This is a genomic window from Streptomyces sp. NPDC093544, from assembly GCF_040683495.1.
Taxonomy (GTDB): Bacteria; Actinomycetota; Actinomycetes; order Streptomycetales; family Streptomycetaceae; genus Streptomyces.
Genome location: NZ_JBFBEA010000057.1, coordinates 1 through 25,948, shown reverse-complemented (window position 1 = coordinate 25,948; position 25,948 = coordinate 1). Strand labels below are relative to the sequence as shown.

General features: G+C 68.7%; 25 protein-coding genes and 1 pseudogene. 14 read left to right on the top strand and 12 right to left on the bottom strand.

Annotation, left to right across the window (positions count from 1 at the left end; all coding sequences use genetic code 11):
• The 3 genes from AB0N66_RS41810 to AB0N66_RS41800 all read right to left on the bottom strand — a co-directional run.
• The coding region (locus tag AB0N66_RS41810) for a glycoside hydrolase family 19 protein (protein ID WP_365446017.1) at positions 1 to 605 on the bottom strand (605 nt) is incomplete at its 3' end.
• 325 nt (positions 606 to 930) lie between these two features.
• Entirely contained in the window at positions 931 to 2,253 is a 1,323-nt protein-coding gene (locus AB0N66_RS41805; RefSeq protein WP_365446014.1) for an aldehyde dehydrogenase family protein, read from the bottom strand.
• Between the two features lie 167 nt (positions 2,254 to 2,420).
• The gene (locus AB0N66_RS41800; RefSeq protein WP_365446011.1) at positions 2,421 to 2,867 is read right to left on the bottom strand and encodes a MarR family transcriptional regulator; all 447 of its coding nucleotides are present in this window, start codon (positions 2,865 to 2,867) and stop codon (positions 2,421 to 2,423) included.
• Positions 2,868 to 2,966: 99 nt separating this feature from the next.
• Here AB0N66_RS41800 and AB0N66_RS41795 point away from each other — a divergent pair, with 99 nt between their 5' ends.
• The 9 genes and pseudogenes from AB0N66_RS41795 to AB0N66_RS41755 all read left to right on the top strand — a co-directional run bounded on the left by AB0N66_RS41795 (position 2,967) and on the right by AB0N66_RS41755 (position 11,865).
• On the top strand, positions 2,967 to 4,079 hold the full coding sequence (locus AB0N66_RS41795; RefSeq protein WP_365446008.1) for a substrate-binding domain-containing protein: 1,113 nt from the start codon (positions 2,967 to 2,969) through the stop codon (positions 4,077 to 4,079).
• 331 nt (positions 4,080 to 4,410) lie between these two features.
• On the top strand, positions 4,411 to 5,634 hold the full coding sequence (gene urtA / locus AB0N66_RS41790; RefSeq protein ID WP_365446005.1) for an urea ABC transporter substrate-binding protein: 1,224 nt from the start codon (positions 4,411 to 4,413) through the stop codon (positions 5,632 to 5,634).
• A 63-nt stretch (positions 5,635 to 5,697) separates the two neighbouring features.
• Complete coding sequence (urtB, locus tag AB0N66_RS41785) at positions 5,698 to 6,594, top strand: urea ABC transporter permease subunit UrtB (RefSeq protein WP_365446002.1); 897 nt, start codon at positions 5,698 to 5,700, stop codon at positions 6,592 to 6,594.
• Positions 6,591 to 7,742: an urea ABC transporter permease subunit UrtC gene (gene urtC, locus AB0N66_RS41780; RefSeq protein WP_365445999.1), complete on the top strand. Its 1,152-nt coding sequence runs from the start codon at positions 6,591 to 6,593 to the stop codon at positions 7,740 to 7,742. The genes urtB and urtC overlap by 4 nt, the downstream gene beginning before the upstream one ends.
• Positions 7,739 to 8,584: an urea ABC transporter ATP-binding protein UrtD gene (gene urtD / locus AB0N66_RS41775; RefSeq protein WP_365445996.1), complete on the top strand. Its 846-nt coding sequence runs from the start codon at positions 7,739 to 7,741 to the stop codon at positions 8,582 to 8,584. Before urtC ends, urtD begins: the two co-directional genes overlap by 4 nt.
• 9 nt (positions 8,585 to 8,593) lie before the next feature.
• Positions 8,594 to 9,286 carry an urea ABC transporter ATP-binding subunit UrtE gene (gene urtE / locus AB0N66_RS41770; protein WP_365446023.1) on the top strand — a complete coding sequence of 231 codons (693 nt, stop codon included), beginning with the start codon at positions 8,594 to 8,596 and terminating at the stop codon, positions 9,284 to 9,286.
• Between the two features lie 444 nt (positions 9,287 to 9,730).
• A complete protein-coding gene (locus AB0N66_RS41765; RefSeq protein WP_365445993.1) occupies positions 9,731 to 9,946 on the top strand; it encodes a DUF6243 family protein in 216 nt (71 codons plus the stop codon).
• 151 nt (positions 9,947 to 10,097) lie between these two features.
• A pseudogene (locus AB0N66_RS41760) lies at positions 10,098 to 10,753 on the top strand (hypothetical protein); the annotation flags it as partial.
• A 38-nt stretch (positions 10,754 to 10,791) separates the two neighbouring features.
• Positions 10,792 to 11,865, top strand: a complete 1,074-nt coding sequence (locus AB0N66_RS41755; protein ID WP_365445990.1) for an acyl-CoA dehydrogenase family protein — start codon at positions 10,792 to 10,794, stop codon at positions 11,863 to 11,865.
• Here AB0N66_RS41755 and AB0N66_RS41750 read toward each other — a convergent pair.
• The 6 genes from AB0N66_RS41750 to AB0N66_RS41725 form a co-directional block, all read right to left on the bottom strand.
• A complete protein-coding gene (locus AB0N66_RS41750) occupies positions 11,855 to 12,997 on the bottom strand; it encodes an LLM class flavin-dependent oxidoreductase (RefSeq protein WP_365445987.1) in 1,143 nt (380 codons plus the stop codon). The genes AB0N66_RS41755 and AB0N66_RS41750 overlap by 11 nt on opposite strands.
• A gap of 13 nt (positions 12,998 to 13,010) precedes the next feature.
• Positions 13,011 to 14,195 carry an SfnB family sulfur acquisition oxidoreductase gene (locus tag AB0N66_RS41745; protein ID WP_365445984.1) on the bottom strand — a complete coding sequence of 395 codons (1,185 nt, stop codon included), beginning with the start codon at positions 14,193 to 14,195 and terminating at the stop codon, positions 13,011 to 13,013.
• Between the two features lie 4 nt (positions 14,196 to 14,199).
• A complete protein-coding gene (gene ssuE / locus AB0N66_RS41740) occupies positions 14,200 to 14,754 on the bottom strand; it encodes an NADPH-dependent FMN reductase (RefSeq protein ID WP_365445981.1) in 555 nt (184 codons plus the stop codon).
• 56 nt (positions 14,755 to 14,810) lie between these two features.
• Positions 14,811 to 16,028: an acyl-CoA dehydrogenase family protein gene (locus tag AB0N66_RS41735; RefSeq protein ID WP_365445978.1), complete on the bottom strand. Its 1,218-nt coding sequence runs from the start codon at positions 16,026 to 16,028 to the stop codon at positions 14,811 to 14,813.
• Positions 16,029 to 16,087: 59 nt separating this feature from the next.
• Positions 16,088 to 17,248 carry a dimethylsulfone monooxygenase SfnG gene (gene sfnG / locus AB0N66_RS41730; protein ID WP_365445975.1) on the bottom strand — a complete coding sequence of 387 codons (1,161 nt, stop codon included), beginning with the start codon at positions 17,246 to 17,248 and terminating at the stop codon, positions 16,088 to 16,090.
• A 177-nt stretch (positions 17,249 to 17,425) separates the two neighbouring features.
• Entirely contained in the window at positions 17,426 to 17,503 is a 78-nt protein-coding gene (locus tag AB0N66_RS41725; RefSeq protein ID WP_365446020.1) for a putative leader peptide, read from the bottom strand.
• A 143-nt stretch (positions 17,504 to 17,646) separates the two neighbouring features.
• Between AB0N66_RS41725 and AB0N66_RS41720 the strand changes: the two genes are divergently transcribed.
• Complete coding sequence (locus AB0N66_RS41720) at positions 17,647 to 18,582, top strand: LysR family transcriptional regulator (RefSeq protein ID WP_365445972.1); 936 nt, start codon at positions 17,647 to 17,649, stop codon at positions 18,580 to 18,582.
• Here the strand turns inward: AB0N66_RS41720 and AB0N66_RS41715 are convergent.
• Positions 18,557 to 18,997, bottom strand: a complete 441-nt coding sequence (locus AB0N66_RS41715) for a hydrolase (RefSeq protein ID WP_365445969.1) — start codon at positions 18,995 to 18,997, stop codon at positions 18,557 to 18,559. The two genes, AB0N66_RS41720 and AB0N66_RS41715, sit on opposite strands and share 26 nt — an antisense overlap.
• 371 nt (positions 18,998 to 19,368) lie before the next feature.
• Between AB0N66_RS41715 and AB0N66_RS41710 the strand changes: the two genes are divergently transcribed.
• Both AB0N66_RS41710 and AB0N66_RS41705 read left to right on the top strand, forming a co-directional pair.
• Positions 19,369 to 21,624: a carbohydrate-binding protein gene (locus tag AB0N66_RS41710; protein WP_365445966.1), complete on the top strand. Its 2,256-nt coding sequence runs from the start codon at positions 19,369 to 19,371 to the stop codon at positions 21,622 to 21,624.
• A gap of 121 nt (positions 21,625 to 21,745) precedes the next feature.
• A complete protein-coding gene (locus tag AB0N66_RS41705) occupies positions 21,746 to 22,192 on the top strand; it encodes an SPW repeat protein (RefSeq protein ID WP_365445963.1) in 447 nt (148 codons plus the stop codon).
• Positions 22,193 to 22,275: 83 nt separating this feature from the next.
• Here AB0N66_RS41705 and AB0N66_RS41700 read toward each other — a convergent pair whose 3' ends face one another.
• Positions 22,276 to 23,043 (bottom strand): metalloregulator ArsR/SmtB family transcription factor, encoded by a 768-nt coding sequence (locus AB0N66_RS41700; RefSeq protein WP_365445960.1) that lies wholly within the window; start codon positions 23,041 to 23,043, stop codon positions 22,276 to 22,278.
• Between the two features lie 144 nt (positions 23,044 to 23,187).
• Between AB0N66_RS41700 and AB0N66_RS41695 the strand changes: the two genes are divergently transcribed.
• Positions 23,188 to 23,727: a hypothetical protein gene (locus AB0N66_RS41695; protein ID WP_365445957.1), complete on the top strand. Its 540-nt coding sequence runs from the start codon at positions 23,188 to 23,190 to the stop codon at positions 23,725 to 23,727.
• A gap of 66 nt (positions 23,728 to 23,793) precedes the next feature.
• Here the strand turns inward: AB0N66_RS41695 and AB0N66_RS41690 are convergent, their stop codons facing one another.
• Positions 23,794 to 25,230, bottom strand: coding sequence for a hydrolase (locus AB0N66_RS41690; protein WP_365445954.1), 1,437 nt, complete (start codon positions 25,228 to 25,230; stop codon positions 23,794 to 23,796).
• A 233-nt stretch (positions 25,231 to 25,463) separates the two neighbouring features.
• Here AB0N66_RS41690 and AB0N66_RS41685 point away from each other — a divergent pair, with 233 nt between their 5' ends.
• Entirely contained in the window at positions 25,464 to 25,745 is a 282-nt protein-coding gene (locus tag AB0N66_RS41685) for a GlsB/YeaQ/YmgE family stress response membrane protein (RefSeq protein WP_365445951.1), read from the top strand.
• The last annotated feature ends 203 nt before the right edge of the window (positions 25,746 to 25,948 follow it).

The window sequence follows — 25,948 nt, the reverse complement described above, 5'->3', positions numbered from 1 at the left end:
TCACCCGCGGCCTTGTAGTTGAAGTTCCAGCTGAGCTGGATCGGGCCGCGGCCGTAGTACGCGGACTGACCGGCCGGGCAGCCGTAGGACTGGCCGTAGTCGCAGTAGTGGGGGTAGTTGGCGGTGTTCTGCTCGACGATGTAGACGAGGCCGCCGGTCTCGTGGTTGACGTTGGCGAGGAAGGCCGCGGCCTCCTGCTTCTTCACCGTGTCGCTGCCCGTGTTGGCGAAGGCGGGGTACGCACTCAGGGCGGCGACCAGACCGCTGTACGTGTAGAAGGAGTTCCGGCTCGGGAACATCTGGTTGAACTGGGCCTCGGTGACGACGAAGCTTCCGACGGGGGTCCCGGAGCCGCTGTCGCAGGCGTAGGGCTCCCAGTACCAGGTGCTGACGGTGGGGTCGTAGCCCGGGTTGTCGTGCTCGGCTATGTAGGCCTTGCCGTCGGTGTAGCGGACGATGTTGCCGGTGACGTACGCCTTGCCGGCCACCCAGCTGGAGTAGCTCGAACAGGCCGCGGCGGAAGCGCTCGCGGCCGGCAAGAGCACCGGTGCGGCGGTTCCAATGATGACTGCGGCCATGACGGCGGAGATACGGCGCCTCGACACAGGATCAACTCCTCTTCGGAGCACGGCCGCACCCGACCAAGGCAAAGCGAAGCAAAGCCTTGGGCACACGCGCCGGTCGAGCCGGACACGGCGTCGGGGGCGGCCGTGGTGGGGGGTGTGGAGGCACACTCAACCGTATTGGTCTGTACCAGTCAAGGTATAGACCACGCGGATCTGACAACGTTGGCGGGTGAACTGCCGGGCATCCGACGACAATTGGGCGGCACGCCCGATACCTGGACATTTCGGATACTTGCCGACACTTGAACAGCACGGTGGCCCGGTCCGGTTCAGCACCGGCCCGGGCCACCGCCCGCATCCCGCATCAGTCGAGCGGCTTCTCCAGCACGGCCTTGCGGTGGCCGAACGTCTCGATCGAGTAGCGCCCGTGGTAGCTGCCCATGCCGCTCTCGCCGACCCCGCCGAACGGCAGGTCGGAGACGGTCAGATGGGCAAGCGGCAGGCCGAAGCCGAGGCCGCCGGACGAGGTCTCGGCGGCGAGCCGCTGCCGGGTGGTGTCCGAGTCGGTGAAGACGTACAACGCCAGCGGCTTGTCACGGTCGTTGATGAAGCCGATGGCCTCGTCGAGGTCCGCCGCCGTGACGATCGGGAGGATCGGTCCGAAGATCTCCTCCTGCATGACCGGCGACTTGGGGTCGACGTCCGCCAGGACGGTCGGCGCGATGTATTTGACGGAGCGGTCGCTGTCGCCTCCGGTGACCGCGCGGCCGGAGCCGAGCAGCGCGCTGAGCCGGTCGAAGTGCCGTTCGTTGATGATCCGTCCGAATTCGGTGGAGGTCTTGGGTTCGGCGCCGAAGAGCGCTTCGACGGCCCGGACGAGCTCGGGCTCCAGGGCGCGGGCGGTCCCGGGGTCGGTGAGGACGTAGTCGGGTGCGACGCAGGTCTGTCCGGCGTTGAGGAACTTGCCGCGGACGAGCCGGGCGGCGACGACGGCAAGGTCGGTGCCGCGGTCGACGAACGCCGGCGACTTGCCGCCCAGTTCGAGGGCGACGGGGGTGAGGTGCTCCGCGGCGGCGCGCATCACGATGCGGCCGACCGTGCCGTTGCCGGTGTAGAAGATCTGGTCGAAGCGCTCGGCCAGCAGGGCCGTGGTCTCGGGAATGGCGCCCTCGACGACGGCGACCGCGTCGGTGTCCAGATACTGCGGCAGCAGCCGGGCCAGGACGGCGGACGTCGCAGGGGCCAGCTCGCTGGGCTTGGCGACCACCGCGTTGCCCGCGGCAAGCGCGCCGAGCAGCGGGGTGAGCAGGAGCTGCACCGGGTAGTTCCAGGGAGCGATGACCAGGACGACACCCAGAGGGTCGTACTGGGTCCAGGCCGTCGCGTCGGCACCGAGGTGCGCCGGGACCGGGGCCGGCTCGGGGCGCAGCCAGGTGTCGAGATGCTCCAGGGTGTGGTCGATCTCGCGCACGGTGAAGTTGATCTCGGTGCGGAAGGACTCCGTGGAGCTCTTGCCGAGGTCCGCGTGGAGGGCCGCCGCGATGTCCTCGCCGTGCGTGGTGAGCAGCTCGCGCAGACGACGCAGCTGGGACTTACGCCACTCGACGGGCTTGGTCCGGCCGGAGCGGAAGGTCGTACGCAGCCGGGAGACGACATCGGCGGGCTGCTCGGGGGTGGACTGGTTCACGATGCCTCGCTGGTCTGGCGCGGACGGGTGGGGCCACCGCGCGACGTACTCGATAGCTGGACGTAAAGCCGACTGTACAGCTGGATGTATATGCCAACCTTTCACCTGCCCAAATAAATTCCGGGCACGCGAAAGGCACTCTCCGCGACCATACCGAGCCGGAGAGTTCAGAGAGCGGTCTCGGTGCTCGCCTCGTCGAGCGTGTCCACCAGGCGTCCCAGCAGGGCCCGCAGCAGCTCGTCGTCGCCGTCGCTCAGCACCGGCCACTGGGCGCGGACCTCGCGGTCGAGGCGTCGCCAGTACGTCTGACCGCGCGGGGTGAGGTACGCCAGGATGCGGCGCCGGTCGAGCGGATCGACCCGGCGGTGGACAAGGTTCTGGTCGACGAGGTGGTCGACGAGCTTGGTCAGCGTCGGGGGCGGCAGGAAGGCGGTCTCGGCGATCGACGTCATGTGATGCCCCTGGCCGTCGCTGAGCAGGGCGAGCACCCGCCATGCGTCGAGTGAGCAGCCGTCCTCGTCCAGCACGCTCTGGAGCCGACGCGCGGCCAGCCGCTCGGCCCGCGTCAGGAGGTGCGCCAGATCCTGGGGCTGACGCGGAGTTGGGGTGGGCATCCTGCTCCCTGGGGTCTGTCCGGCGGGCCCTGGGTCCCGGGGCTGTACATGGTATGAGACAGACTGGAGTTCACCGGACGGACCCGAAATCATGACGCCATGTTCCAGCAGGATCCGCCTCCGCCCGACTGGTTCACGGCAGACGACTCCGTGTTCCGGGTGGCGCTCGTGTTCCCCATACAGGGATCGGCGGGGATCTTCGGACCGACCTGCGAACTGTGCGCACAGCTGGCCGCCGAGGAGGTCAACCGCGCGGGCGGTGTCCTCGGCAGGGAGCTGCGGCTGGTGCCCGTCGACGGCGGCAGCGCACCGCGCGAAGTCGCCGACCACGTCGAGGCGTTGGTGGACCTTGGAGTCGTGCAGGGCGTCACGGGCTGGCACATCTCCTCGGTGCGGCAGGCGCTGGCGCCGAGGATCGCGCATCGGGTGCCGTACGTCTACACCGCACTGTACGAGGGCGGCGAGAACACCGCGGGCGTGTTCCTCACCAGCGAGACCCCTCGCGATCAACTGCGTCCCGCGATGGGCTTGTTGGCCCATGAGCGCGGGGTGCGGCGCTGGTTCGTCGTGGGCAACGACTATGTGTGGCCTCGCCGTACCGCCCGAGCCGCGCACGCCTACGCACGGCAGGCCGACGGCAGGATCCAAGGAGAGGTCTATCTCCCCCTGGGCACACACGACTTCGACGCGGTGCTGCGCCGCATCGAGCGGTCGGACGCGGACGGTGTGCTCATGCTGCTCGTCGGCAGCGACGCGGTCCGCTTCAACCGGGCGTTCGCGGCGGCCGGTCTCGACGCGCGCTGTCTGCGGCTGAGCACGCTGATGGACGAGAACATGCTGATGGCGAGCGGCCCGACGGCCACCGTCGACCTCTACAGCACCGCCGGGTTCTTCGCCTCGCTGGCGAACCAGGACACCTTGGACTTCCACGGCCAGTACGCCGGACGGTTCGGCATCGAGGCACCGGCCCTGGGGAGCCTGGGCGAATCCTGTTACGAGGGCGTGCTGTTGCTGGCCGCGCTGATCGCGCGAGCCAGGGCCCTGGACGTGTCGGCGATCGGGGCGGCGGCCGAGACGGTGTCGTACGAGGGCCCGCGCGGGCTGCTCCATCTGAGGGGCGGTCATGTCCGCCAACGCATCTATCTGGCGCGGGCGGACGGTGTCGGCTTCGACGTGGTCGCCCAGCTCGACCTTCGCGGTTCCCGCCCTTGACATGGCCGCACCCCCGCCAAGATACTTCCCGCAGGAAGTAACTAGAATGCCTCGGGCGAATTGTGAATTCAGGTGTTGAATTCTGCCCTAGGCATTTTTTGTTGCCCGGAGAAGAGCCCCCGAACGTCCCCTGAATGCCCCGCTATTGCCCCATGAAGGCTCCATGAGAGCGGGAAGATACGGCTGGGAAAGTGTCCCGAAACGCCTTGGAAACAGGGTGACTTGAGGCTGTGGACCGCACTTCAGGAGGTCGTCTCCTCCACAGTCCGAGGGGGTTCTTTTGTCCAGCGGTTCAAGCGGTTCAAACGATTCCAGTAATCTCCGACGCCGGGTGGTGGCCGGCGCCGCCGCACTCGCGGCGGTTGTCGCGCTGTCCGCGTGCGGCGCGAAGACCGACGAGGGCGGTACGTCCGACAAGGCCGCGCAGGCGGACGTGAGCGGCGACACCGTCAAGGTCGGACTGCTCAACTCGCTCTCCGGCACCATGGCGATCAGCGAGGTGACCGTACGCGACTCGCTGAAGCTGGCGATCGAGGAGATCAACGCTTCGGGCGGAGTGCTCGGCAAGCAGATCAAGCCGATCAGCGAGGACGGCGCCTCCGACTGGCCGACGTTCGCCGAGAAGGCACAGAAGCTGATCTCGGAGGACCGGGTCGCGGCCACCTTCGGCTGCTGGACCTCCGCGAGCCGCAAGGCCGTCAAGCCGGTCTTCGAGAAGAACAAGTCGCTGCTGTTCTACCCCGTGCAGTACGAGGGGCTCGAGGAGTCCCCGTACATCTTCTACACGGGCGCGACCACCAACCAGCAGATCGTCCCCGCGCTCGACTACCTCAAGAGCCAGGGCAAGAAGAAGATCTACCTGGTCGGCAGCGACTACGTCTTCCCGCGCACCGCCAACAAGGAGATCAAGGCGTACGCCAAGGCCAACGGCATGACGGTGCTGGGCGAGGACTACGCTCCGCTGGGCTCCACGGAGTTCAGCACGATCGCCAACAAGGTGAAGGCGTCGAAGGCGGACGCGGTCTTCAACACCCTCAACGGCGACTCGAACGTGGCCTTCTTCAAGGAGTACAAGTCCGCGGGCCTGACCGCCAAGGGCATGCCGGTCGTCTCCGTGTCGATCGCCGAGGAAGAGGTGAAGTCGATCGGAGCGCAGTACCTGGAGGGCCAGTTGACGGCCTGGAACTACTACCAGACGACTCCGGGCGCGGCGAACACCAAGTTCGTGAAGGCCTACAAGGACAGGTACGGCCAGGACAAGCCGACCAGTGACCCGATGGAGGCCGCGTACACCTCGGTCTATCTGTGGAAGGCGATGGTCGAGAAGGCGAAGTCGTTCGACCCCGAGAAGGTCAAGGCCGCCTCGGACGGCATCACCTTCGACGCGCCCGAGGGCAAGGTCACCGTGGACGGCGCCAGCCAGCACATCTACAAGACCGCCCGCATCGGCAGGATCGGCGACGACGGACTGATCGAGCAGGTCTGGGACTCCGGCAAGCCGATCAAGCCGGACCCGTACCTCAAGGGCTACGACTGGGCCGCCGGCCTCTCCTGATCACCCGCTCGCGGGGGCCCCACGCGTTGAGGCCCCCGCGTCCCGCCTCCCCGGAGTCGCCGCATGACCGTGATCCTCGGGCAGATGTTCACCGGCGTCAGCATCGGTGCCGTTCTGCTGCTCATCGCGCTCGGCCTCTCGCTCACCTTCGGCCAGATGAATGTCATCAACATGGCCCACGGCGAGTTCATCATGGCCGGCGCCTACACCACCTATGTCCTCCAGAAGTCCATTTCCAGCGCAGGAATATCGTTGCTCGTCGGGCTTCCCGTCGCCTTTCTCGTGTCGGGGGCGCTCGGCGCGCTCCTTGAATGGCTGCTCATTCGCCGCCTTTACCTACGGCCACTCGACACACTTCTCGTCACATGGGGCGTCTCCTTGATGCTCCAGCAACTCGCCCGCGATATTTTCGGGGCGCCCAATGTGCAGACTCGCGCGCCCGACGTTCTCACCGGGAACATCACCGTCATCGGCGGCGACGACCCGCTCACTTTCGCCAACAGCCGCCTGTTCATTCTCGGGCTAGCCCTCGCGGCGGTTCTCGCGCTGGCGCTGACGCTGCGCCTCACCCCGCTCGGCCGCCGGATCCGCGCCGTCGTGCAGAACCGGGACCTGGCCGAGGTGTCCGGCATCTCCACCGGCCGCGTCGACCGCACCGCGTTCTTCATCGGGTCCGGGCTCGCCGGGGTCGCCGGAGTCGCCCTGACACTGGTCGGTCCGATCGGGCCGACGATGGGCACCAACGTCATCATCGACGCCTTCCTGGTGATCGTGGTCGGCGGCATCGGACAGCTCAAGGGCACCGTGATCGTCGCCTTCGTGCTGGGCGTGCTCCAGTCCGTACTGGAGTACTCCACCACCGTCAGCGTCGCGAAGGTGCTGGTCCTCGTGGCCATCGTCGCGTTCCTCCAGTGGCGGCCCCAGGGGCTGTACACGCTGCGCACGAGGAGTCTCGTATGACCACCACCACTCCTGTCGCCCCGAAGCAACCCGCAGGAATCAAGGGACGGTTCCCGGCGCTGCGCCCCGCGGCCGGCTTCGCCGCGGGCGCCGTCGTGCTCTTCGCCGTGGCGCCGCTCGCACTGTCCGACTTCCGGCTCGGGCTGCTCGCCAAGTACCTGTGCACCGCGATCGTCGCCGTGGGCATCTGCCTGGCCTGGGGCCGCGGCGGACTGCTGACGCTCGGGCAGGGCGTCTTCTTCGGGCTCGGCGGTTACGCCATGGCCATGCACCTGAAGATCGCGGACGCGGGGCCCGGCAATCTCCCCGACTTCATGCAGTTGTACGGCACCGCCACCGAACTCCCCTGGTGGTGGCGGCCGTTCGCCAATCCGCTCTTCGCGCTCGCGGCGACCGTACTGCTGCCGATGGCCGTCGCGGCGATCCTCGGCTCGTTCATCTTCCGGCGCCGGGTGAAGGGCGCGTACTTCGCGATCCTCAGCCAGGCCCTGGCCGCCGCCTTCGCCATCTGGCTGATCGGCCAGCAGGCCACGACCGGCGGCACCAACGGACTCACCGACATCCAGGGCTTCTTCGGCTACGACCTCGACGACCCGGTCAACCAGCGGATGGTGTACTTCATCATCTCCGCGGTCCTGCTCCTCCTGATCGCCCTCGCCCGCCAGCTGATCCACAGCCGGTACGGCGAACTCCTGGTAGCCGTACGGGATTCCGAAGAGCGGGTCCGTTTCCTCGGGTACAACCCGGCGAACGTGAAGCTCGTCGCGTACGTCGTGGCGGCGGGCATGGCCGGGCTCGCGGGTGCGCTGTTCGTGCCCGCGGTGGGGATCATCTCCCCCGCGCTGATCGGGATCGTGCCGTCCATCGAGCTGGTCATCGGCGCCGCGGTCGGCGGCAGGGCGATCCTGGTGGGCGCGGTGCTCGGCGCGGTCGGTGTCGCCTGGGCCAAGACGGCGCTGTCGGAGGAGTTTCCCGCGGCCTGGACCTACTTCCAGGGGCTGCTGTTCATCGTCGCCCTGGCCTTCCTGCCGGGCGGTCTCGCCTCGCTGGTGGGGATCGTACGGCGCCGGCGCAGGTCTTCCCGGCCGGCCGACGAGCCGGGGATCGGCGAGAAGGCGCCCGTCCTTCCTGTGGGAGAAGCGGTATGAGTGAACTCTCAGGTCTTGAGATACGGCAACTGCGGGTGTCCTTCGACGGATTCACCGCCGTGGACGGAGTCGACCTCGATGTCGCTCCGGGTGATCTGCGTTTCCTCATCGGGCCGAACGGCGCGGGCAAGACGACACTGGTCGACGCCGTCACCGGACTGGCCAGGGCGGAAGGCTCGGTGCGCTTCGGGGGTGAGGAGATCCTCGGGCGCAGCGTGCACCGGATCGCCCGCTCGGGCATCGGCCGGACCTTCCAGACCGCCACGGTCTTCGACGAGTTGACGGTCCTTCAGAATCTGGACATCGCGGCGGGCGCGGGCCGGAGCATGCTGACGATGCTGCGCCGCCGCAAGGGAGTGCCGGAGCCCGTCGCCCGCGCGCTGGACACGGTGGGCCTCACCGGACTCGCCGACAGCCCGGCCGGGACACTCGCGCACGGTCAGAAGCAGTGGCTGGAGATCGGGATGCTGCTCGTCCAGGACGTACGGCTGCTGCTGCTCGACGAACCGGTGGCGGGCATGAGCCACGACGAACGGCGGGCCACCGGTGAGCTGTTGGAGCTCATCAGCCGGGAGCGGACCGTCGTCGTCATCGAGCACGACATGGACTTCATGCGCTCCTTCGCCCGTAGCGTCAGCGTGCTGCACGCGGGCAAGGTGCTGAGCGAGGGGACGGTGGCCCAGGTGCAGGCGGATCCGAAGGTGCAGGAGGTGTATCTCGGGCACGCGGCCGATTCACCGACTGCCGAGACCCCGATCGGCAAGGGTCCGATAAGCGAGGGTCCAGTCGGCGGGCCTCCGATCGGCGAGGCCTCCGCGGGCGTCACCGTGCGGGAGGCGTGAGCGGACATGATGCTGGAGATCGACGACGTACGCGTCGGCTACCACCGCAGCTCCGTCCTGCACGAAGTCTCTGTCGAAGTTCCGCACGACGGCGTGACAGCCGTCCTTGGACACAACGGCGCCGGAAAGAGCACCCTTCTGCGCACCGCTGTCGGACTGCTCAGCCCGCAGAGCGGCGCCGTCCGTCTCGACGGTGAGGACATCACCCGCCGCAAGCCCCATGAGCGTGTGGCCCGCGGTATGGCGTACGTCCCCCAGGGGCAGCAGGCCTTTCCGCACCTCACCACCGCGGAGAACCTCCAGCTGGTCGCCGACGGGCGAGCGCGCGGCAAGGAGGCCATCGCCGAGACACTGGACCTGTTCCCGGCGCTTCGGACCCTCTCGGGCCGGCGCGCCGGGCTGCTCTCCGGTGGCCAGCGACAGCAACTCGCCATCGCCCGCGCCCTGGTGACGGACCCTCGGCTGCTTCTCCTCGACGAGCCCACCGAGGGCATCCAGCCCTCCGTGGTGGCCGAGATCGAGGAGACGATCCTCGCCCTCGCCGCGCGCGGCGGGCTCTCCGTCCTCCTGGTCGAACAGCACGTCGGCTTCGCGATGCGGGCGGCGCAGCGGTACTACGTCCTGGAAGCCGGACGGGTCACATCCTCGGGCGAGGGCGGACAGGAGGCGGAACGGTCGGTGCGGGAGGCGCTCAGCGTGTGAGGGGCGCGTGCGCCGTCGGGGGTGAGAGGGGTGCGTGCGCCGTCGGGGCGAGGGGCGCGTGCGCCTTAGGACTTGTCCGAGCGATCTCTGAGCGGCAGAGCGGGCTCCGGGTCTTCGAGAGGTGGATTACGCTGGCCGGCGTATTCAGGGTCTTGCCGCCTGCGTCGACCGGGCGGGCGGCGACCACCGGCGGGTGCCGGCGGTTCTGAGATCCCGGAAGGAATCGGCTGCCCCCGGGCGCTCGCTGAAGTCGCGGCCGACACCGGGGCGGCGAACAGGTTGGTGTGCGGGGCCGACGGAACCGGGTAACGTCTTTGTCATGTTCTTCCAGGCGCCGATTTACGAGTGAGAGCGTGATGGGCCCCTGGTGACGTCTTGCGACGTCGCCGCCCGTCCCCCACCGATGAATCCGTAGATCACTTCACATCATTACCGGGAGAACCCGTGACCGTGAGCAAGAACATCAACAACCCCGTGGGCATGGGCGGCGGCAAGCGCAAGAAGCTGTCCCGCGCCGAACGGCAGAACCACGGTCCGCATCGCAACCTCGACCGCCAGGGTGCAGCCGACCAGAAGGCGGAGCTGGTGCGCAAGATGCGTGAGAAGACAGGCGCAGCTGAGGGCGCCGGGCAGGCGGGCGACGACACCGCACAGCGCTGACGCACCGCCGCCGCAGGGCGGCACCGCACGGGGCAGGGTCCGGACCGCGACGCGCGGTCCGGACCCTGCTGCCGTAAGGCGGCGCGTCCGAGGCGGAACAGGCAGCCGCAAAGACGCCCGCGCGAAGGCGCGCAAAGCCGTGGGCGAGGCCCTGACCCAGCGCTATGGGCCGTGGAAGACCGTCTATGAGCGCCATCGGCGCTGGTCAGCCGGCGGGACCTGGGAGCTGCTGCTCCAGCAGGTGCAGGCCCCAGGCCGATGCCGCCGCCGGGATCGACTGGGACGTCTCGGTCGACTCCAGCTCGATTCGTGCCCACCAGCACGCGGCCGGCGCCCGCAAGGCCCCGCCACCCGGTGCGTCAAAAGGGGCGGTGGCGATGGCACATCAGAGCGGGATGCCGTGGGCGAGGCTACGCGCCCGCTTGGTGGAGGTGGTGCAGGAGGTGAGGCGCTCGGTCGCTCCCGAGGAGGGTTCACCACCAAGATCCACCTGAGTGCCGCGCGGTCGCCCCGCCTCGGGCCGGGGCGCCCGCGCGGCCCACCGGACAGCGTGAGCGCCGACAGGGCCTACAGCAACCGCTGGAGCCGGGCAGGTGGTCGCCCGGCCCCGGCTGGGACAAGGAGCGGTACAAGCAGCGCAACACCGTGGAACGGGCGATCAACAAGCTCAAGAACCAACGAGCTGTATCCACGAGGTACGACAAACGCGCCTACGTCTACCTAGGGGCATACGGGTCCCCGCGCGGGCACGCGCGCACTCCACTGATCGTTGACCCGGTTCCAGGTGCTCCCCGCGTGGAAGGTTGAATCGGCACCGGACACCTCGACACCGGGAGATTCCTCCGATGAGCACCGCACCGCATCACCTCGTCAGCCGCGCCCGCCATCTCGCCGCCGAGGTGCTCGCGCCCCAGGCGGAGCGCGTGGACCAGGAGGGGGTGCCCGCGAGCAGTATCGAGGCGGTCAAACGGTCGGGACTGCTGGGGGTGAGCGCTCCGGTGGAGTACGGCGGTTCGGCGGCGCCCGCCGCGGTGGCCCGGGAGACCGCCGAGATCCTGGCCGGGGCGTGCTGCTCGACCTGGTTCGTGCAGACCCAGCACCACACACCGGTGCAGATGCTCACCAAGGCTCAACTTCCCCTGCGCGAGCGGCTGTTGGGCCCGCTGGCGCGTGGTGAGCTGTTGTCCGGGGTGGCGTACGCCCAGTTGCGCGCCCATCCGCGCGTGCCTGTCCGGGTCACCCGCGAGCGCGGCGGCTGGCGCTTCGACGGAACGGTGCCGTGGTACACAGGCTGGGGTCTCAACGACGTGATGCTGCTGGCCGGAGTGACGGAGACGGACGACGTGCTGTTCGCGTTCACCGAGGCGCGTGAGCAGCCCGGTCTGCGGCCCTCTCCTCCGATGCGGCTCGCCGCGCTCACCGCCTCCCGGACGGTCTCCCTGGAGCTGGCCGGCCTGTGGCTGCCGGACGACGCGGTGGCGTTGCGTGCCCCGTACGAGACCTGGGCCGTCACCGACCGCCCGAAGAACACCAACGCCTCACCGGCCGTCTTCGCCGTCACCGCGTCCGCGCTCGACCTGTTGGAAGGGTCCGACGGCGACCCCGCCACGAAGGAGACCGCGCGTGCACTGCGCACCCGCCTGAACGAGATCAGGCGGCAGGCGTACGAGCTGGCCGACCACCCGGTGCCGACCGAGCGCATCGATGAACGGCTTGCGGTCAAGACGCGGTCGTACGACCTCCTGCGCGCGGCCACGACCGCGGCGGTCGTGGCCGGTGGCGGGCGCTCCATCGACCTGGGCAGTCCGGCGCAGCGGCTGGCGCGCGAGGGAATGTTCCTGCTGGTGCAGGGGCAGACGGCCGAGGTGCGCACGGCGCACCTCGGTTCGCTCGGGTCGCCCGGTCGGCTCAGCTCGTGAAGGGCACCTGTGCCGCCGGAGTGGCCGGCTTCGCGAACGGGTGCTGCCACAGGCCCTGTGCGGCAAGCCGCGGCAGGACGCCCTCGCCGAACCAGTACGCCTCCTCCAGGTGCGGATAGCCGGAGAACACGAACTCGTCGATGCCGAGGGCGTGGTACTCCTTGATCCGCTCGGCGACCTCGTCGTGGCTGCCGACCAGAGCCGTGCCCGCGCCGCCGCGCACCAGCCCGATCCCGGCCCACAGGTTGGGGTGGATCTCCAGGCCGTCGCGGCTCCCGCCGTGCAGCGCGAGCATCCGCTGCTGGCCCTCGGACTCGCTGCGTCCGAGCCCTGTCTGTACGGACTTCACGGTCTCCGGGTCGAAGCCGTCGAGGAGCTTGTGGGCCTCGGCCCAGGCTTGCTCGGAGGTGTCACGGGTGATGACGTGCAGCCGGATCCCGAACCGGACGCTGCGTCCCTCCTTCTCGGCGAGGCCGCGTACCCACGCGATCTTCTCGGCGACCTGCGCGGGCCGCTCGCCCCAGGTGAGGTAGACGTCCACGTGACGGGCGGCGATCTCACCGGCGATGGGTGAGGAGCCGCCGAAGTAGATCTCGGGCACCGGGTCGGGTACGCGGGCGAGCTTGGCGTCCTCGACCTTGAGGTGTTCGCCCGCCAGGTCCACGGTCTTGCCGTCCCACAGGTCCCGGACGATCTGGAGGAATTCGCCGGTACGGCGGTAGCGGGCGTCCTTGTCGAGGAAGTCGCCGTAGGCGCGCTGCTCGTGGCTCTCGCCGCCGGTCACCACGTTCAGCAGCAAGCGTCCACCGGTCTGTCGCTGGAAGGTGGACGCCATCTGCGCGGCGAGCGTGGGTGAGACGAAGCCGGGCCGGAAGGCGACCAGGAACTTGAGACGTTCGGTGTTCTGGCTGACCATCGCGGTGGTCAGCCAGGCGTCCTCGCACCAGGCGCCGGTGGGCGTGAGCGCGCCGACGAAGCCCAGGTCCTCGGCGGCACGGGCGATCTGACTCAGATAAGCGACCGTCGGCGGCCGGTCCCGTCCCGAGACGGTGGCCGGGGTGCCGTGGCCGCCACCGACGACATGCCGACTGTCGCCGTTGGTGGGCAGGAACCAGTGGAAGGTGAGGGACACGTGAGGTCTCCGTTCAGAGCAGGCCGTGCCGAGGGGGCTTCGTGCCATTGAGTACGTAACGGCCGATGTGCTGGATCTTCCAGCGTGCCGGGTCGTGCAGCGTGTGGGTCCGGGCGTCGCGCCAATGCCGGTGCAGGTTGAGGGAGTTGAGGGCCGAGCGGGTGCCGGACACCTCGAAGAGCGCGTCCGCCACCTCCACGGCGGTGGCGGCGGTGTGCACCTTCGCGGCGGCCACCGCGATCGACGCCTCGGCAGCCGAATCCTCGTCGAGGTCCTCGCGGGCCGCGTCGACCGCGCGGGCGGCGGCGCCGAGCAGCGCCTCGGACGCCCTCACCTGGATGGCGAGTTCACCGAAGCGCTGGATGAGCAGCGGATCCTCGGCCGCGGTGTCGAGGCCGCTCTCGAACCAGGGCCGGCTCTTGGTGCGGACGAACTCGACGGCCTCGGCGAGCGCACCCGCGGCGATCCCGGCATCGATGGCGGCGTGCAGCAACTGTGCGACGGCGCCGTGGAGTTGGGGTTCCTGGAAGGTGAGGTGGTGCGGGACGACACGGTCGGCGGGAACGGCCACGGCGTCGAGGCGGACGGTGCCGCTGGCCGTCGTACGCTGCCCCATTCCGTCCCAGTCGTCGACGACCGTGACCCCGGCGGCGTTCTGCGGGACGTATGCGACGTGCAGGTTGCCGTCCTCGGCTCGGGCGAGGACGGGGATCCAGTCCGCGAAGAGCGCGCCGGTGGAGTAGTGCTTGACGCCGGTGAGCACGTACGAGCCGTCCGGCTGGGGTTCCAGGCGGGTGCGGATGTCCTGGACGTGCTTGGTGCCCGCTTCCGACTGGGCGTTGCCGAAGCGGCGCCCGGCCAGCACTTCGGCGAAGAAGAACTCCCGCTGCTGCGGGGCGCCCTGACGGCTTATCACATTCACGTACACGAAGTGGTTCTGCGGGATCTGGGCGAGGCTGGCGTCGGCAGAGGCCAGCAGCCGGAAGATCTCCGCGAGGGTCTCCTGGCGCACGTCGGCGCCACCGTACGCGGCGGGCACGGTGACGGCGAGCAGCCCGGAGGCGGAAAGCCGCTCCAACTCCGCTCGCGGGAGCTTTCGTTCGGCATCCCGCGCCGAGGCACCGGCGCGGAACTCGTCGGCGAGCGCGGCGGCGACGGCCAGTGCCTCGACATCGTCGGCGATCACTTTGGCGGTCATGGTGTCAGCCTGCCGCAGCCAGCAGGGGCGTGCGGCCGAGAGCGGCCGAGAACTGGTCGACCACCTGGGCCAGGGCCTCGGCGGTGCCCGGTGCCACGGTGATCCTGCCGTCCTCGCCCGTCGTGATGTCCTTGTCGAGGGTGAACCAGCCCTGGACTATGTGCGCGGCACCCATGGAGTTGAGGACGGGGCGGAGCGCGTAGTCGAGGGCGAGGACATGCGCGGTGCTGCCTCCGGTGACCAGCGGCAGCACGGTCTTTCCGGTGAGGGCGTACTGCGGGAGCAGGTCGAGCAGGGCTTTGAGGACACCGGAGTAGGCGGCCTTGTAGACCGGGGTGCCGATGACGACGCCGTCGGCGAGGGCGAAGAGTTCGGTCGCCTCCACGATGGCGGGGTGCTTGAAGTCGGCGCCGAGCAGGGCTTCCGCCGGGATCGTGCGGACGTCGAGCGGGATGACCTTGTGCCCCTGCGCCGCCAGCCGGGTGTCCAGGTGGCGCAGGAGTTTGGCGGTGCGGGAGGAGACGGAGGGGCTGCCGGAGACGGACAGGACGGTGGCCATGGGCCCTCTTTCTGCGGTGCGGGGCGCCTCCCGACGGAGGCGCCCCGGGCGAGCGGTCAGGAGTACCAGGTGGGTTCGGGCAGTTCGCCCTCGAGTACCCAGCGGCCGACCTCGCGCCGCTTGTAGGCCACCGGGTCGTGGAGGGAGTGCGTGCGGATGTTGCGCCAGAACCGGTCGAGACCCTCGGCCCCCGCGGTGGAGCGGGCGCCGGTCACCTCGAAGATCCGGTTGCCGATCTCCAGGGCGACGTCCGTGGCGCGGGCCTTGACGGCGGCGACCCTGACCTCGAAGTCACCGCGCGTCTGCTCGGTGACGGCGTCGGGGTCCTCGTGCAGCTTCTGTCCCTCGGCGGCGACGGCGTCGGCGAGCGCCTCGACCGCCCAGAGCTTCGCGGTGAGGTCGCCGTAGGTGTCGATGACGTACGGCTCGTCGACCGCGCGCTCATGGCCGCCGTGCAGCCAGGAGCGGGCCTTGGTGCGGGTGTAGGTCGCCGCCGTGTCCAGGGCGCCGGCGGCGATGCCGAGGTAGAAGCTGACGAAGACCAGCTGGATGGTGGGGACGTTGAGGGTGTTGTAGATCCGCGGCTGGAACTCCTTGTCGACGTACCCGGCGGCGCTCGCCCAGGGAGTGCGGACCCGGTCGAGGGTGACGCTGCCGCTCTCGGTGAGTCGCTGGCCGATGTTGTCCCAGTCGTCGTGGAAGGTCAGGCCCTCGGTGTCGGAGGGCACGATCGCGAAGACGTGCCGGTCGGTGCCCTCGAAGACGCCTTCGAGCACGGTGACGTCGGAAACTTTGCTGCCGGTGGAGAAGGACTTGTGGCCGGTGAAGAGGAGGTCGTCGCCGTCCTCGGTGACCACGACGTCCTTGTCCCGCGGGTTGACGGCGCCGCCGAAGAACCAGCGGCCCTTGGCGGCTTCGGCCTCGACGTGCTCCCACTGCTCGCGGGTGCCGACCAGGCGGGCGGCCCAGTTCCACAGGTAGTGGTAGCCGAGGAGCTGGCCGATGGAGCCGTCGGCCTTGGCGACCTCGCGGATGACGCGGTAGGCGGTGGGCCAGTCCTGGCCCGCGCCGCCGTGCTCGGTGGGTCCGAGCAGGGTGACGAGGCCCGAGTCCTTGAGGAGCTGGATCTCCGCGTGCGGGGTCGCTCCGGCGTGGTCGCGTTCGGCGGCGTCGGTGGCGAGGACGGCGGCGACCGCGGCGGCGCGGGCGATCCAGTCCTGGGCGGTCTGCGGAGCGGGGCGGGTCTGCCAGTCGGTGGGGGTGGCGGTACTCATGCTTGTCTACCTCTTTCGCAGAGCGGTGCGGTAGGGGCGGGGGGAGCCGACAGAGGCGGTCACGCGTGCACAGACGCGGACTCGGCCTCGGACTCAGGCAGTTGGGCTTCCAGTTCACGTACGAGGGGCAGCACCCGGCGGCCGAAGTACTCGACCTCCTCGTGGTAGTGCAGGAAGCCGAGGAGCAGAAGGTCGACGCCGAGACGCTTGTAGGCGACGATCCGCTCGGCGATCTGCTCCGGGGTGCCGATCAGCCCCGTACGGAAGCCGTCGTTGTACTGGACGAGGTCCTCGAAGCTGGAGTCCTGCCACATGCCCTTGCCGTCGGTGGTGGACTGTCCCGCCTGCTTCACGGCGGCGCCGAAGCCCTCGACGGCCTCGCTGTCGGCCTTGGCGACGATCTCACGGAGGGTGTCGCGGGCCTCGGCCTCGGTGTCGCGGGCGATCAGGAAGGCGTTGAGGCCGAACTTCGGTGCCTTGCGCCCGACTTCGGTCGCGGCCTTCTGGACGTCCGCGATCTGCTCGGTGACGCCGTCGAAGTCCTTGCCGTTGGAGAAGTACCAGTCGGAGACCCGCCCTGCCATGGCGCGGGCGGCGGTGGAGTTGCCGCCCTGGAAGATCTCCGGGTGCGGGCGCTCGGGGGTGTTGAGGGGCTTGGGCTTCAGCGAGAAGTCCCGCAACCGGTAGAAGTCACCGGCGAGTTCGGTGTGGTCCTCGGTCCAGATCTGCCGCAGGGCGCGGATGAACTCCTCGGAGCGGCGGTAGCGCTCGTCGTGCTCCAGCCACGGTTCGCCGAGGGCGGTGAACTCGCCCTTGAACCAGCCGCTGACGACGTTGACCGCGAAGCGGCCCTTCGACAGGTGGTCGGCGGTGGCGCCGAGTTTGGCGAGGACGCCCGGGTGCCACAGACCCGGGTGGACGGCAGCGATGACCTTCAGACGTTCGGTGGCGAGGAGCAGGGCGAGGCTGAAGCTGGTCGACTCGTGCTGGAACTCGGCGCCGTAGCTGGCCATGTAACGGACCTGGCTGAGCGCGTAGTCGAAGCCGTTGTTCTCGGCGAGGACGGCGAGTTCACGGTTGTAGTCGTAACCCCAGTCGGTGCGCTGCTCGATCTTGCTGGTGACCAGACCGCCGCTGACGTTGGGGACCCAGTACGCGAAGCGGACGGGTTCGCCGGTGGTGCCTGTGGGGGTGTCGGTCGCGGATTCCGTTTCGGGCACGGAGAACTCCCGGTGGTCGATACGAGGGCATGACGAATTACGGGCCCGGCTTTTCCGTGGGAATGCGGGCGGTGAAAGGGGGGCGGCAGGTGCCGGAAAACACAGAGATCTACCGCGCGGGAGAATTCACCGATGGGCAGGCTGGTCTGTGCGAAGGGGACCCTACCGTCGGGATCGTCAGGCTTCGCTACAACAGAAGGAACTGGAGACACGCGCGAGGTCGACGTGGCGTCGCCGCGTGAGGTCCGGTCGCATCTTCATGTCGTCGATCGTCGCAGCCCCCCGTCCGGACCGTCAAGGAATAGCCGACCGGTCTCGCATCCCGGACCGGTGTATTTCACGAAGGTGTGACAGGGAAACCCTTGAACGCGGCGAGCCGGCGACCGCATTCTGCTGGGGTGCGAATAGAGCAGCTGGAATACATCGCGGCGGTCACCCGGCTCGGATCGTTGCGGCGGGCCGCCGAGGAACTCCACCTCTCGCAGCCCGCGCTCAGCGAGACCGTACGGAACCTGGAGCGCGAACTCGGCGTCGACCTGCTCGAACGTAAGCGGACCGGCGCGAAGATGAGCGCCGAGGGACGGGACCTGCTGCCGCACATCATCAACGTGCTGGACGCGGTCGACCGACTGCGGGGCGCGGCGGGCGAACAGCACCGCATCAGCCGTATGGTCCGCGTCGGCACGGTGAACGCGGCGACCGTGCCGTTGCTCATCCCCACCGTCCGGGAGTTCCGCGCGACGCATCCGCAGACGCAGGTGGAGGTGGTCGGCGCGCAGCAGTCGGACATCCACCGGGCCCTCTCGGAGGGCGGCTTCGACCTGGGCCTGGTGAACCACCTCGACGGCGACGATCTGCCCGCCGACTTCGAGACCACCGAACTGCTGCGCGGACGACCGGTGTTGTGTGTACGTCCTGACAGCCCCCTTGCCTCACGGGACACGGTCTCGGCGTCCGATCTCCTCGACGAGCACGAGCCGCTGATCGCCATGCGCGCCGGGTATGTCATGCACCGCTACCTCCACCGGCTCCTGGAGGGCCACGCCCCGTCCTTCTCGTACTCCACCGACGGCGCCGAGATGGGCAAGGTGATGGTCGCCGAAGGCCTGGGCGTGACGGTCCTGCCCGACTTCAGCGTGCTGGACGATCCGCTGGAGCGATGCGGCGCGATCACCTACCGGCCGATCGACGACGACTCGACGCAGGTGGTGCTGATGCTGCAGCGCCGCAGGGCGGACTCCGTTCCCCGCGCGGCCGACGACCTGCACGAGGCGTTCGTCCACAGGGCCCGGGAGCTCGGCGGGCGGCTCACGCCCGCCGCAGGACCCGCTTGAAGCCGATGAGCGTGCGATACCGGTCCCGGGCGGCGAAGTCCGCCATGCTCCACACGGCCGGACGCCCTACCTCGGCGCAGAGGTGCAGGACCTGCCCCTCCCCCACGACCACGCCGACGTGCGCACCCCAGGCCTCGCCGGTGGCGTTGAAGAGCACCAGGTCCAACGGCTGGGCGTGCGCGACCCGTTCGGTGAGTCCGGTGTCGTCCCACAGGTCGCTCGACCGCCAGCCGGGGACGTCCAGAGCCCAGTGCCGGAGTACCGCGTAGGCGAAGAGCTGGCAGTTGGCTCCCTCGGCGAGGCCCGGCGTCTCGGCGACCGCCCGGGAACCGGGAAAGCGCCCGCCGACGTACGGCGTCCCCCAGATCGCTTCGGGCAACCGCGCCGGCAGCTCGTCCTCACTCAGCTCCCACACCTCTGCCTCCGCCTGTCTCAACTGCGCTGCACCGGTGCCCGCTTTACCAGGATGACTTTTTTCAAGCCTTGACTTAACACCAAGGATATTGCTTGGATCTGCCGCATCGGTGGGGTGGGAGGGAGTTGCTGTGGTGGCTGTCGCCACGTCAGAACGCATACGTACACCCCTCTGTCGGCTGCCGGACGGCGCCGGCCAGCTCACCGACTCCGGATACGTCGTGGAGGCGTACCAGGTCGCCGGGACGTATCCGATGTCGCGGCGTTCTCTCTTGAACCGCCCGTTCAGCTCGCGCCGTTGGCGGCAAACGGTCGCGCGCCTCTCTTTCAGCGCAGCGCCACCCCCCTCATCCCCCGAGCCCAGGAGCAGCTGTGAGACGTACTCTCACCGCGATCGCGGCCATCGCTGTCACGACACTGTCCACGCTGGCCGGCACGGGTCCGGCCGCGCATGCGGACCGGGCCGCCGGCGGGTCGGCCGGTAACGGCCAGGTCGTGACCGGCACCTACTCGACCGGCGGTGAGCAGGCCTGGCAGCCGCTGCCGAGCGTCCGGACAGGCACCGGTTCCGGCGGCTCCGCCGATGCCACCGTGGTCGTCGACCCCAGTGCCGCCCGGCAGGAATACACGGGTATCGGCTTCTCCCTGGACGAGACCAGCGTGTCCAACCTGTGGAAACTGACGCCTGCCAAGCGTGAGGAAGCCATCCGGCTCCTTGTCGACCCCAAGACCGGCGCGGGCCTGGACCGGTTCCGGCTGACGATCGGCAGCCCCGATCTCATCGAGCACCTCCCGTTCTGGTCGGAGGACGACCTGCCCGCCGGTGTCACCGAGGACTTTGGTCTGAAGTACTTCTCCATCCAGCGGGACATCGACCTGCACATCATCGACACGATCAAGCTCATTCAGCGCTACAACCCCAAGGCCACCTTCTTCGCCTCGGCGTGGAGCGCACCGGCGTGGATGAAGACGAACAACCGGTTCACCGGTGAGGTCGCGCTCAAGCCCGGGAGCACCACGGACTACTACCAGGCCGGCAAGTTGCGCGACGACTGCATCGACGTGTTCGCGCGGTACTACGTCAAGTTCGTCCAGGCGTACGCCAAGAAGGGCATCCCTGTCGACGCGCTGACTCTGCTGAACGAGCCGGGCATGGACGTCGTCTACCCGGCGATGGACATCAGTGTCGAGCAGCAGCAGAAGCTGACCCTGGCGATCAAGCGTGAGTTCCAGAAGGCGCGACTGAGCACCGAGTTGTACGTGCACGACTTCAACTTCTGGGACTGGCGTGATCCCAACAGTACGGCGACCAAGAATTACTACCGCATCTTCGAGGACGCCCCGGACGGCTCGGTGACCGGCGAGGAGGTCCGCGACGCGTCGGACGCCATCGCTTTCCACCCCTACTGGGGGGACCCGAGCGTCATGCGGGACGCCTATGAGGAGACGGGAAAGCCGGTCCATCTCACGGAGACGAGCGATCTGTCGCCCTCGACGATCCTCAACGACTTCCGCCTCGACGCCGGTTCCTACATCCTGTGGGCCCAGGCCACCGACCAGGACGGCGGGACGCTGCACTGGACGCCTTCCCGCGACAACAACATCGACTGGGACGAGGTCGCGGCCACCACCAAGTGGCCGGACCGACTGGTGAAGGTGAACACGCTCACTAAGGACTTCACCGTCCGCGACGAGCTGTACACGATCGGGCAGTTCTCCAAGTATCTCTCCCCGGGTGACGTGCGCCTGGAGTCCAGCGCCACGGAGCACGGTGTCAGCAACGTGGTCTACCGCTCCAAGAACGGCACCTTCACCGCCGTCCTCGGCAACAGCGCCGGCACCGACAGCAAGGTCCGGGTCGTCGTCGCCGACCAGACGTTCGTCGTGACCGTTCCGGCGGGTTCCTTCGCCACCTACCGGTGGAAGGGCAAGGTGCCGACGGGTTCCCGTAACCACGCCCCGGTCCTCGAGCAGGCCGCCGATGTCGTCGCCGACCAGTACAGCACCGTGAGCCTGCAGTTGAAGGCGACCGACCGGGACCGGGACCGGCTGGCCTACTACGCCACCGAGTTGCCGGGCGGCGTCACCCTCGACCCGGCGACCGGCCTGGTCACGATCCGTCCGACCGTCGCCGGCGAGCAGGACCTCACCTTCTACGCCACCGACGGAAGGGCGCACGACCAGGTGACCGTCCATCTCACCGTGCGGCCGCACTCAACCCCTGTGGGCGAGAGGATCGAGGCCGAGTCGTACACCGGCCAGCAGGGCTGGCCCGCGGACGGCAGCAACTTCATCGAGAACAACTCCGCCGCCAGTGGCGGCAAGAACGTGGGCTGGACGGCCGCCGGCAACTGGCTCACGTACGCCGTCGATGTGCCGCAGGCAGGCTCCTACGATCTTGAGCTGCGCGTCGCCAACGGTACGGACACCACCGCGGCGAACGCCGTGTCGCTCCGCGACGACAAGGGCGCCACGCTGGCAACGGCCTCGGTGCCCGCCACGGGTGGCTGGGCGAGCTACCAGTCGGTACACGTACCCGTCGACCTCCGGGCCGGAGAACAGACGGTCACCGTCTACTGCGAGACCGGTGGCTTCAACCTCGACTACCTGCTCATCTCCGGTACCTGACACACCTCCCGCTACACATAAGGAAGAAATAAGAGCACAATGGGATGAGTCAGGCACTTACCGCATACCGGACCATGAGCGGTAGGGCCCAGAGATCGAGAGAGCTCGAAGGAGACGAGTTATGGCCAACGTCTCGCACCCCCGAAGCGACATCAGCAGCCACCCCGACGCCGATGAAATGCGGGACCGGTATGCCCGCGTGGTCGGCGCCCGCGATGTGGCGCTCGTGGACGGGCCGGTGTTCCTGCTCGGCCTGTACTGCACAGTGTCCCCGTGGATTCTCCACTACACGACAAGCCAGCCCGCCCTCGTGACGCACAACCTCATCATGGGCATCGCGATAGGCCTGCTGGCCCTCGGATTCACCATCACGCCGGAGAGGATGTACGGCCTGAGCTGGGCGATCTGCGCGATGGGCGCGTGGATGATCATCTCGCCATGGGTCGTCGGCACCAGCCCGGACACCGGAGTCGTCCTCAACAGCATCATCATCGGCGCACTGGCCGTGGTGCTGGGGGCACTGTGCGCGGTCACGGCGAGGGGCAGCACATCCGGGCGTAGCCGGTAGGAAGCAGCAAGCCACAGAAGGGAAGCCGACGTGCGGCCGGTCCGCTCAGCGCGGGCCGGCCTCCTCCGTGCCCCGTCGACGCGTCAGCGGCCAGGCACCAGCCACGGCTCCTGCGGCAGCGGGCTGCCGGTCTCCAGCAGGGACTTCAGGTTGGACAGCACCGCGGGCCAACCGGAGCTCACGTCGCTCAGGGCGCCCTCGTCGGCCAGGTCCTCGTGGGTCACGGTGAGCCGGACGATGTCGGCGTGCGGCTGAATGTCGTAGGTGACCCGGGAGTACCTGTCGGCCCGACCCTCGTCCTCAGGTGCGGCCCAGGTGGCCACGAGCCGGGTCGGGCGCTCGCTCTCCACGACGGTGCCCACCACGTCGGCAATGCCCGAGCCGTCCGTACGGCGGTGTTCCCAGCGGGAGCCGGGCTGCCAGTCCGAGACGTTGCTGTGGCCCCAGTAGGCGGCGGTCAGGTCCGCGTCGGTGAGCGCGTCCCAGACCTTCTCGGGTGTGCTCTGGATGTAGATGACGTACACGTAGGTCGGCTTGTCGGTCATGGCTTCCTCGGCTCGTCGCTTGAATGCACTGAGCGCGCGCAGACGCGGGCGCTCGAACTTGTCGATCCATCGCTCCTGGATCTCGTGGAGCGGCACCGGATTGAGGTAGTGCAGCTTTTCCCGCCCCCGCCGCACCGTGCTGACCAGGTTGGCGGCCTCCAGGACCGCCAAATGCTGCGTCACCGACTGACGTGTCATGTCGATGTGCTCGCACAGCTCGCCCAGCGTCTGGCCGCTGTGCGCGCGCAGCCGGTCCAGCAGCTGCCTCCGCGTCTCGTCGGCCAGAGCCTTGAAGACCTGATCCATCCCCGGCATCCCGGGCTCTCTGTCTGATCGCACACTCAAAGTTATGCAGTCAATTGCCTGCACGTCAAGCAGTACTTACGGCGGGCGTACGCGACCGGACGTATCCCGATCGCCCGGCGCGCTCCGGGCTGGCACGCTTCTGGCATGGATCAACCGGAGGCACTGCTCATCGGCGGGCGCGCGGGCGTCGGCAAGACCACGGTGGGCTGGGAGGTCTCGGCGCGGCTGAAGGTCGCGGAGATCGCTCACGCGGTGGTCGAGGGCGACTTCATGGGGTACGTGCATCCGGCGCCGGACGGCGATCCGCACCGCGCCGGGATCACCGAGCGCAATCTCCGGGCGGTGTGGGAGAACTTCGCGGAACTCGGCCACCGGCGTCTCGTCTACACCAACACCGTGAGCGTGCTGGCCGAGTCGGCGAGCCTGTTCCGGCAGGCCATGGGGAGCGAGGTACGGATCATCCGCGTGCTGCTGACCGCCACCGACGACACCACGGCCCGGCGGCTCAAGGGGCGCGAGATCGGCTCCGAGCTGGAACGCGAGCTGGCGAACAGCGCCCACAAGGCACGGCTGCTGGATGAGCGGGTGCCCGCGGACACCGTGCGGGTTGCCACCGACGACCGCACGGTGGTGGACATCGCGCGTGAGGTCGTGGCCGCAACCGGGTGGCTTCACTCCGGGTGACACGGGCGGGTTCACACCGGGTGACACAGGCGGGCCCGGAGTCGGGCCCGCCCCTTCGCGCGTCTGTCAGCTCACGTTCAGCGCCGTGTCGTCGATGACGAACGACGTCTGGAGGATGGAGCCTTCGACACCGGTGAATTTGACGGTGACCGTCTGCCCGGCATAGCTGCCGAGGTTGAACGTGCGCTGGGTGTACCCCGTGGCGGCGTTCAGATTCGAGTACGTGGCCAGCATCGCCAGGACCGTGCCGCTGCTGTTGAGAACCTGGGCCTTGAGGGTGTCGTACGCCGTGCTGGTGGTCGTCTCTGCCGTGTCCACGTGGAGGTAGAAGCTCAGAGTGGCCGCGCAGCCGGCGGGGATGGTCACCGACTGGGAGAGGGTTTCGGTATTGGCCGAGCCGTTGCCGTTCAGCCAGGCCTTGTAGGAGCCGGTGCGGGCGGCCTGACCGGTGGCGGTGGTGATCACTCCGCTGCTGGCGGTCCAGGACGAACTGCCGGACTCGAAACCGGGGTTGGCGAGCAGCTGCGCGGCGGTGCAGGTGCCTCCGCCGCCTCCGCTGTCGCTGGTTCCCGCGAGCCACTCGGTGGCGTTCAGGGCGAGTGCGGCGTTCGTGCCGGCGGTGTCGTTCCAGCCGTCGTAGAGCGTGTTGCCCGACTGGCCGGTGCCGTCGTCGATGGGCGAGCTGTCGCCCCAGAAAGCGACCCGGCCGCTGCCGAAGGTGCTGGTGGCGAAGAAGGCGCCGGTGTTTCCGGAGTATCCGGAGCGGTAGAGGAGGCCCTTGACGGCGGAGTTGGAGGTGGGGCTCAGGGTGGCCGTCGTGCCGCTGCGGATGATGCTGCCGGTGACCTTGCCGAAGGAGCCGTTCAGGACCGGGTCGGTCGTGCTGGAGATCGCCCTCGGGTCCTCGGTGCCGACGGTGAGCGTGTCGACGGTGAAGCCGAACGGGTTGGTGCTGTCGACGCTGTTGTTGGACATGAGGTCGTTGATGATCTCGACCGAGTCCTCGCCGTCGTTGTTGCGGTCGGATCCGGTGTGGTCGGAGATGAGAAAGAGGCCGCCGCCGTTCTGCACGAACTTCATGACCGCGGTCTTCTCGGCGGTGCTCAGCAGGACGTTCGGCTCGGGCAGGACGAACGTGTCGAAGTTCTGCAGGTCGGTCGCGGCCGTGGTGCCGTACGTGATGGTGCTGCCCGAAGGGAGCGTCTTCAGCGAGTAGTTGCCGGTCTTCTGCAGGGCGACGCCCCACGCGGAGATCGCTCCTGTCCAGTCGGTCTCCGCCGACGGTGTGGAGTCCTGGCCCAGCGGGTCCGGCTGGCTGGTGCCGATGATCCAGTCGGCGTTGCCGGCGGTCTCGGACTTGGTGTTGTCGAACAGGATGCGGTGCGGGGTCGCCGCGGCGGCCGTGCCTGCGGTGGCGGTCTGGACGGCGGCGCCCGTGAGGAGCAGCCCGAACGCGGCCAGCGCCGTGGTGAGTCTGTGGCGGGATCTTCTGAATCCGAGCATCCGGCAAACCTCCGTGAGGGGTGGGAGAGGCGGTGCGGGCGCCAAGTCTGCGCGCGTAGAACGGGAGTTGGCCGTCCTCCGGGAAACAGCTTCTTGAACGGTACATGACCAAACGGGAGCTGAACAGGAGGCCGTCCGAGCACGCCTCTTACTCGCGTGAAAGCCGAGCGGACTGCCTGCGCATCCAGGGGGCACACGCATAACTACGAGGGCAACGACAAAGAGGGGCGGAGATGGAGATCTCAGGCATCATCAGTGCCATCATCATCGGCATCATCATCGGCGTACTGGGCAGGCTGGTCGTCCCGGGGCGCCAGCGCATCGGCATTCTGCTCACGATCGTCGTCGGCATCGTGGCCGCGTTGATCGGCGCCGCAATCGCCAACGCGTTCGACGTATCCGACACCAACGGCATCGACTGGATCGAGTGGCTCATCCAGATCGGTCTGGCCGCGGTGGGCGTGGCCGCGCTCGACCGCTCCGGCGGACGGAGCAGGGGACGGGCCCGCCGCTGAGGGCGGAGCGGGCGCAGGCCGGGCCAAGGGTTCGCCGTTGAGATGAGCGGCGGGCCCGGCTTGCCGCGCCCGCCGCCAATTCTCTTGCGGGTCACGCGCCGTGGGGGGGGGGGTGGTGTTGGGGGTGGCGGCTCTACGAGAGGTGCCAGAGGGTTATGGGGATCCTCCGGGCAGCGCCGCTTACGGTTGCAGACTCAAATAGG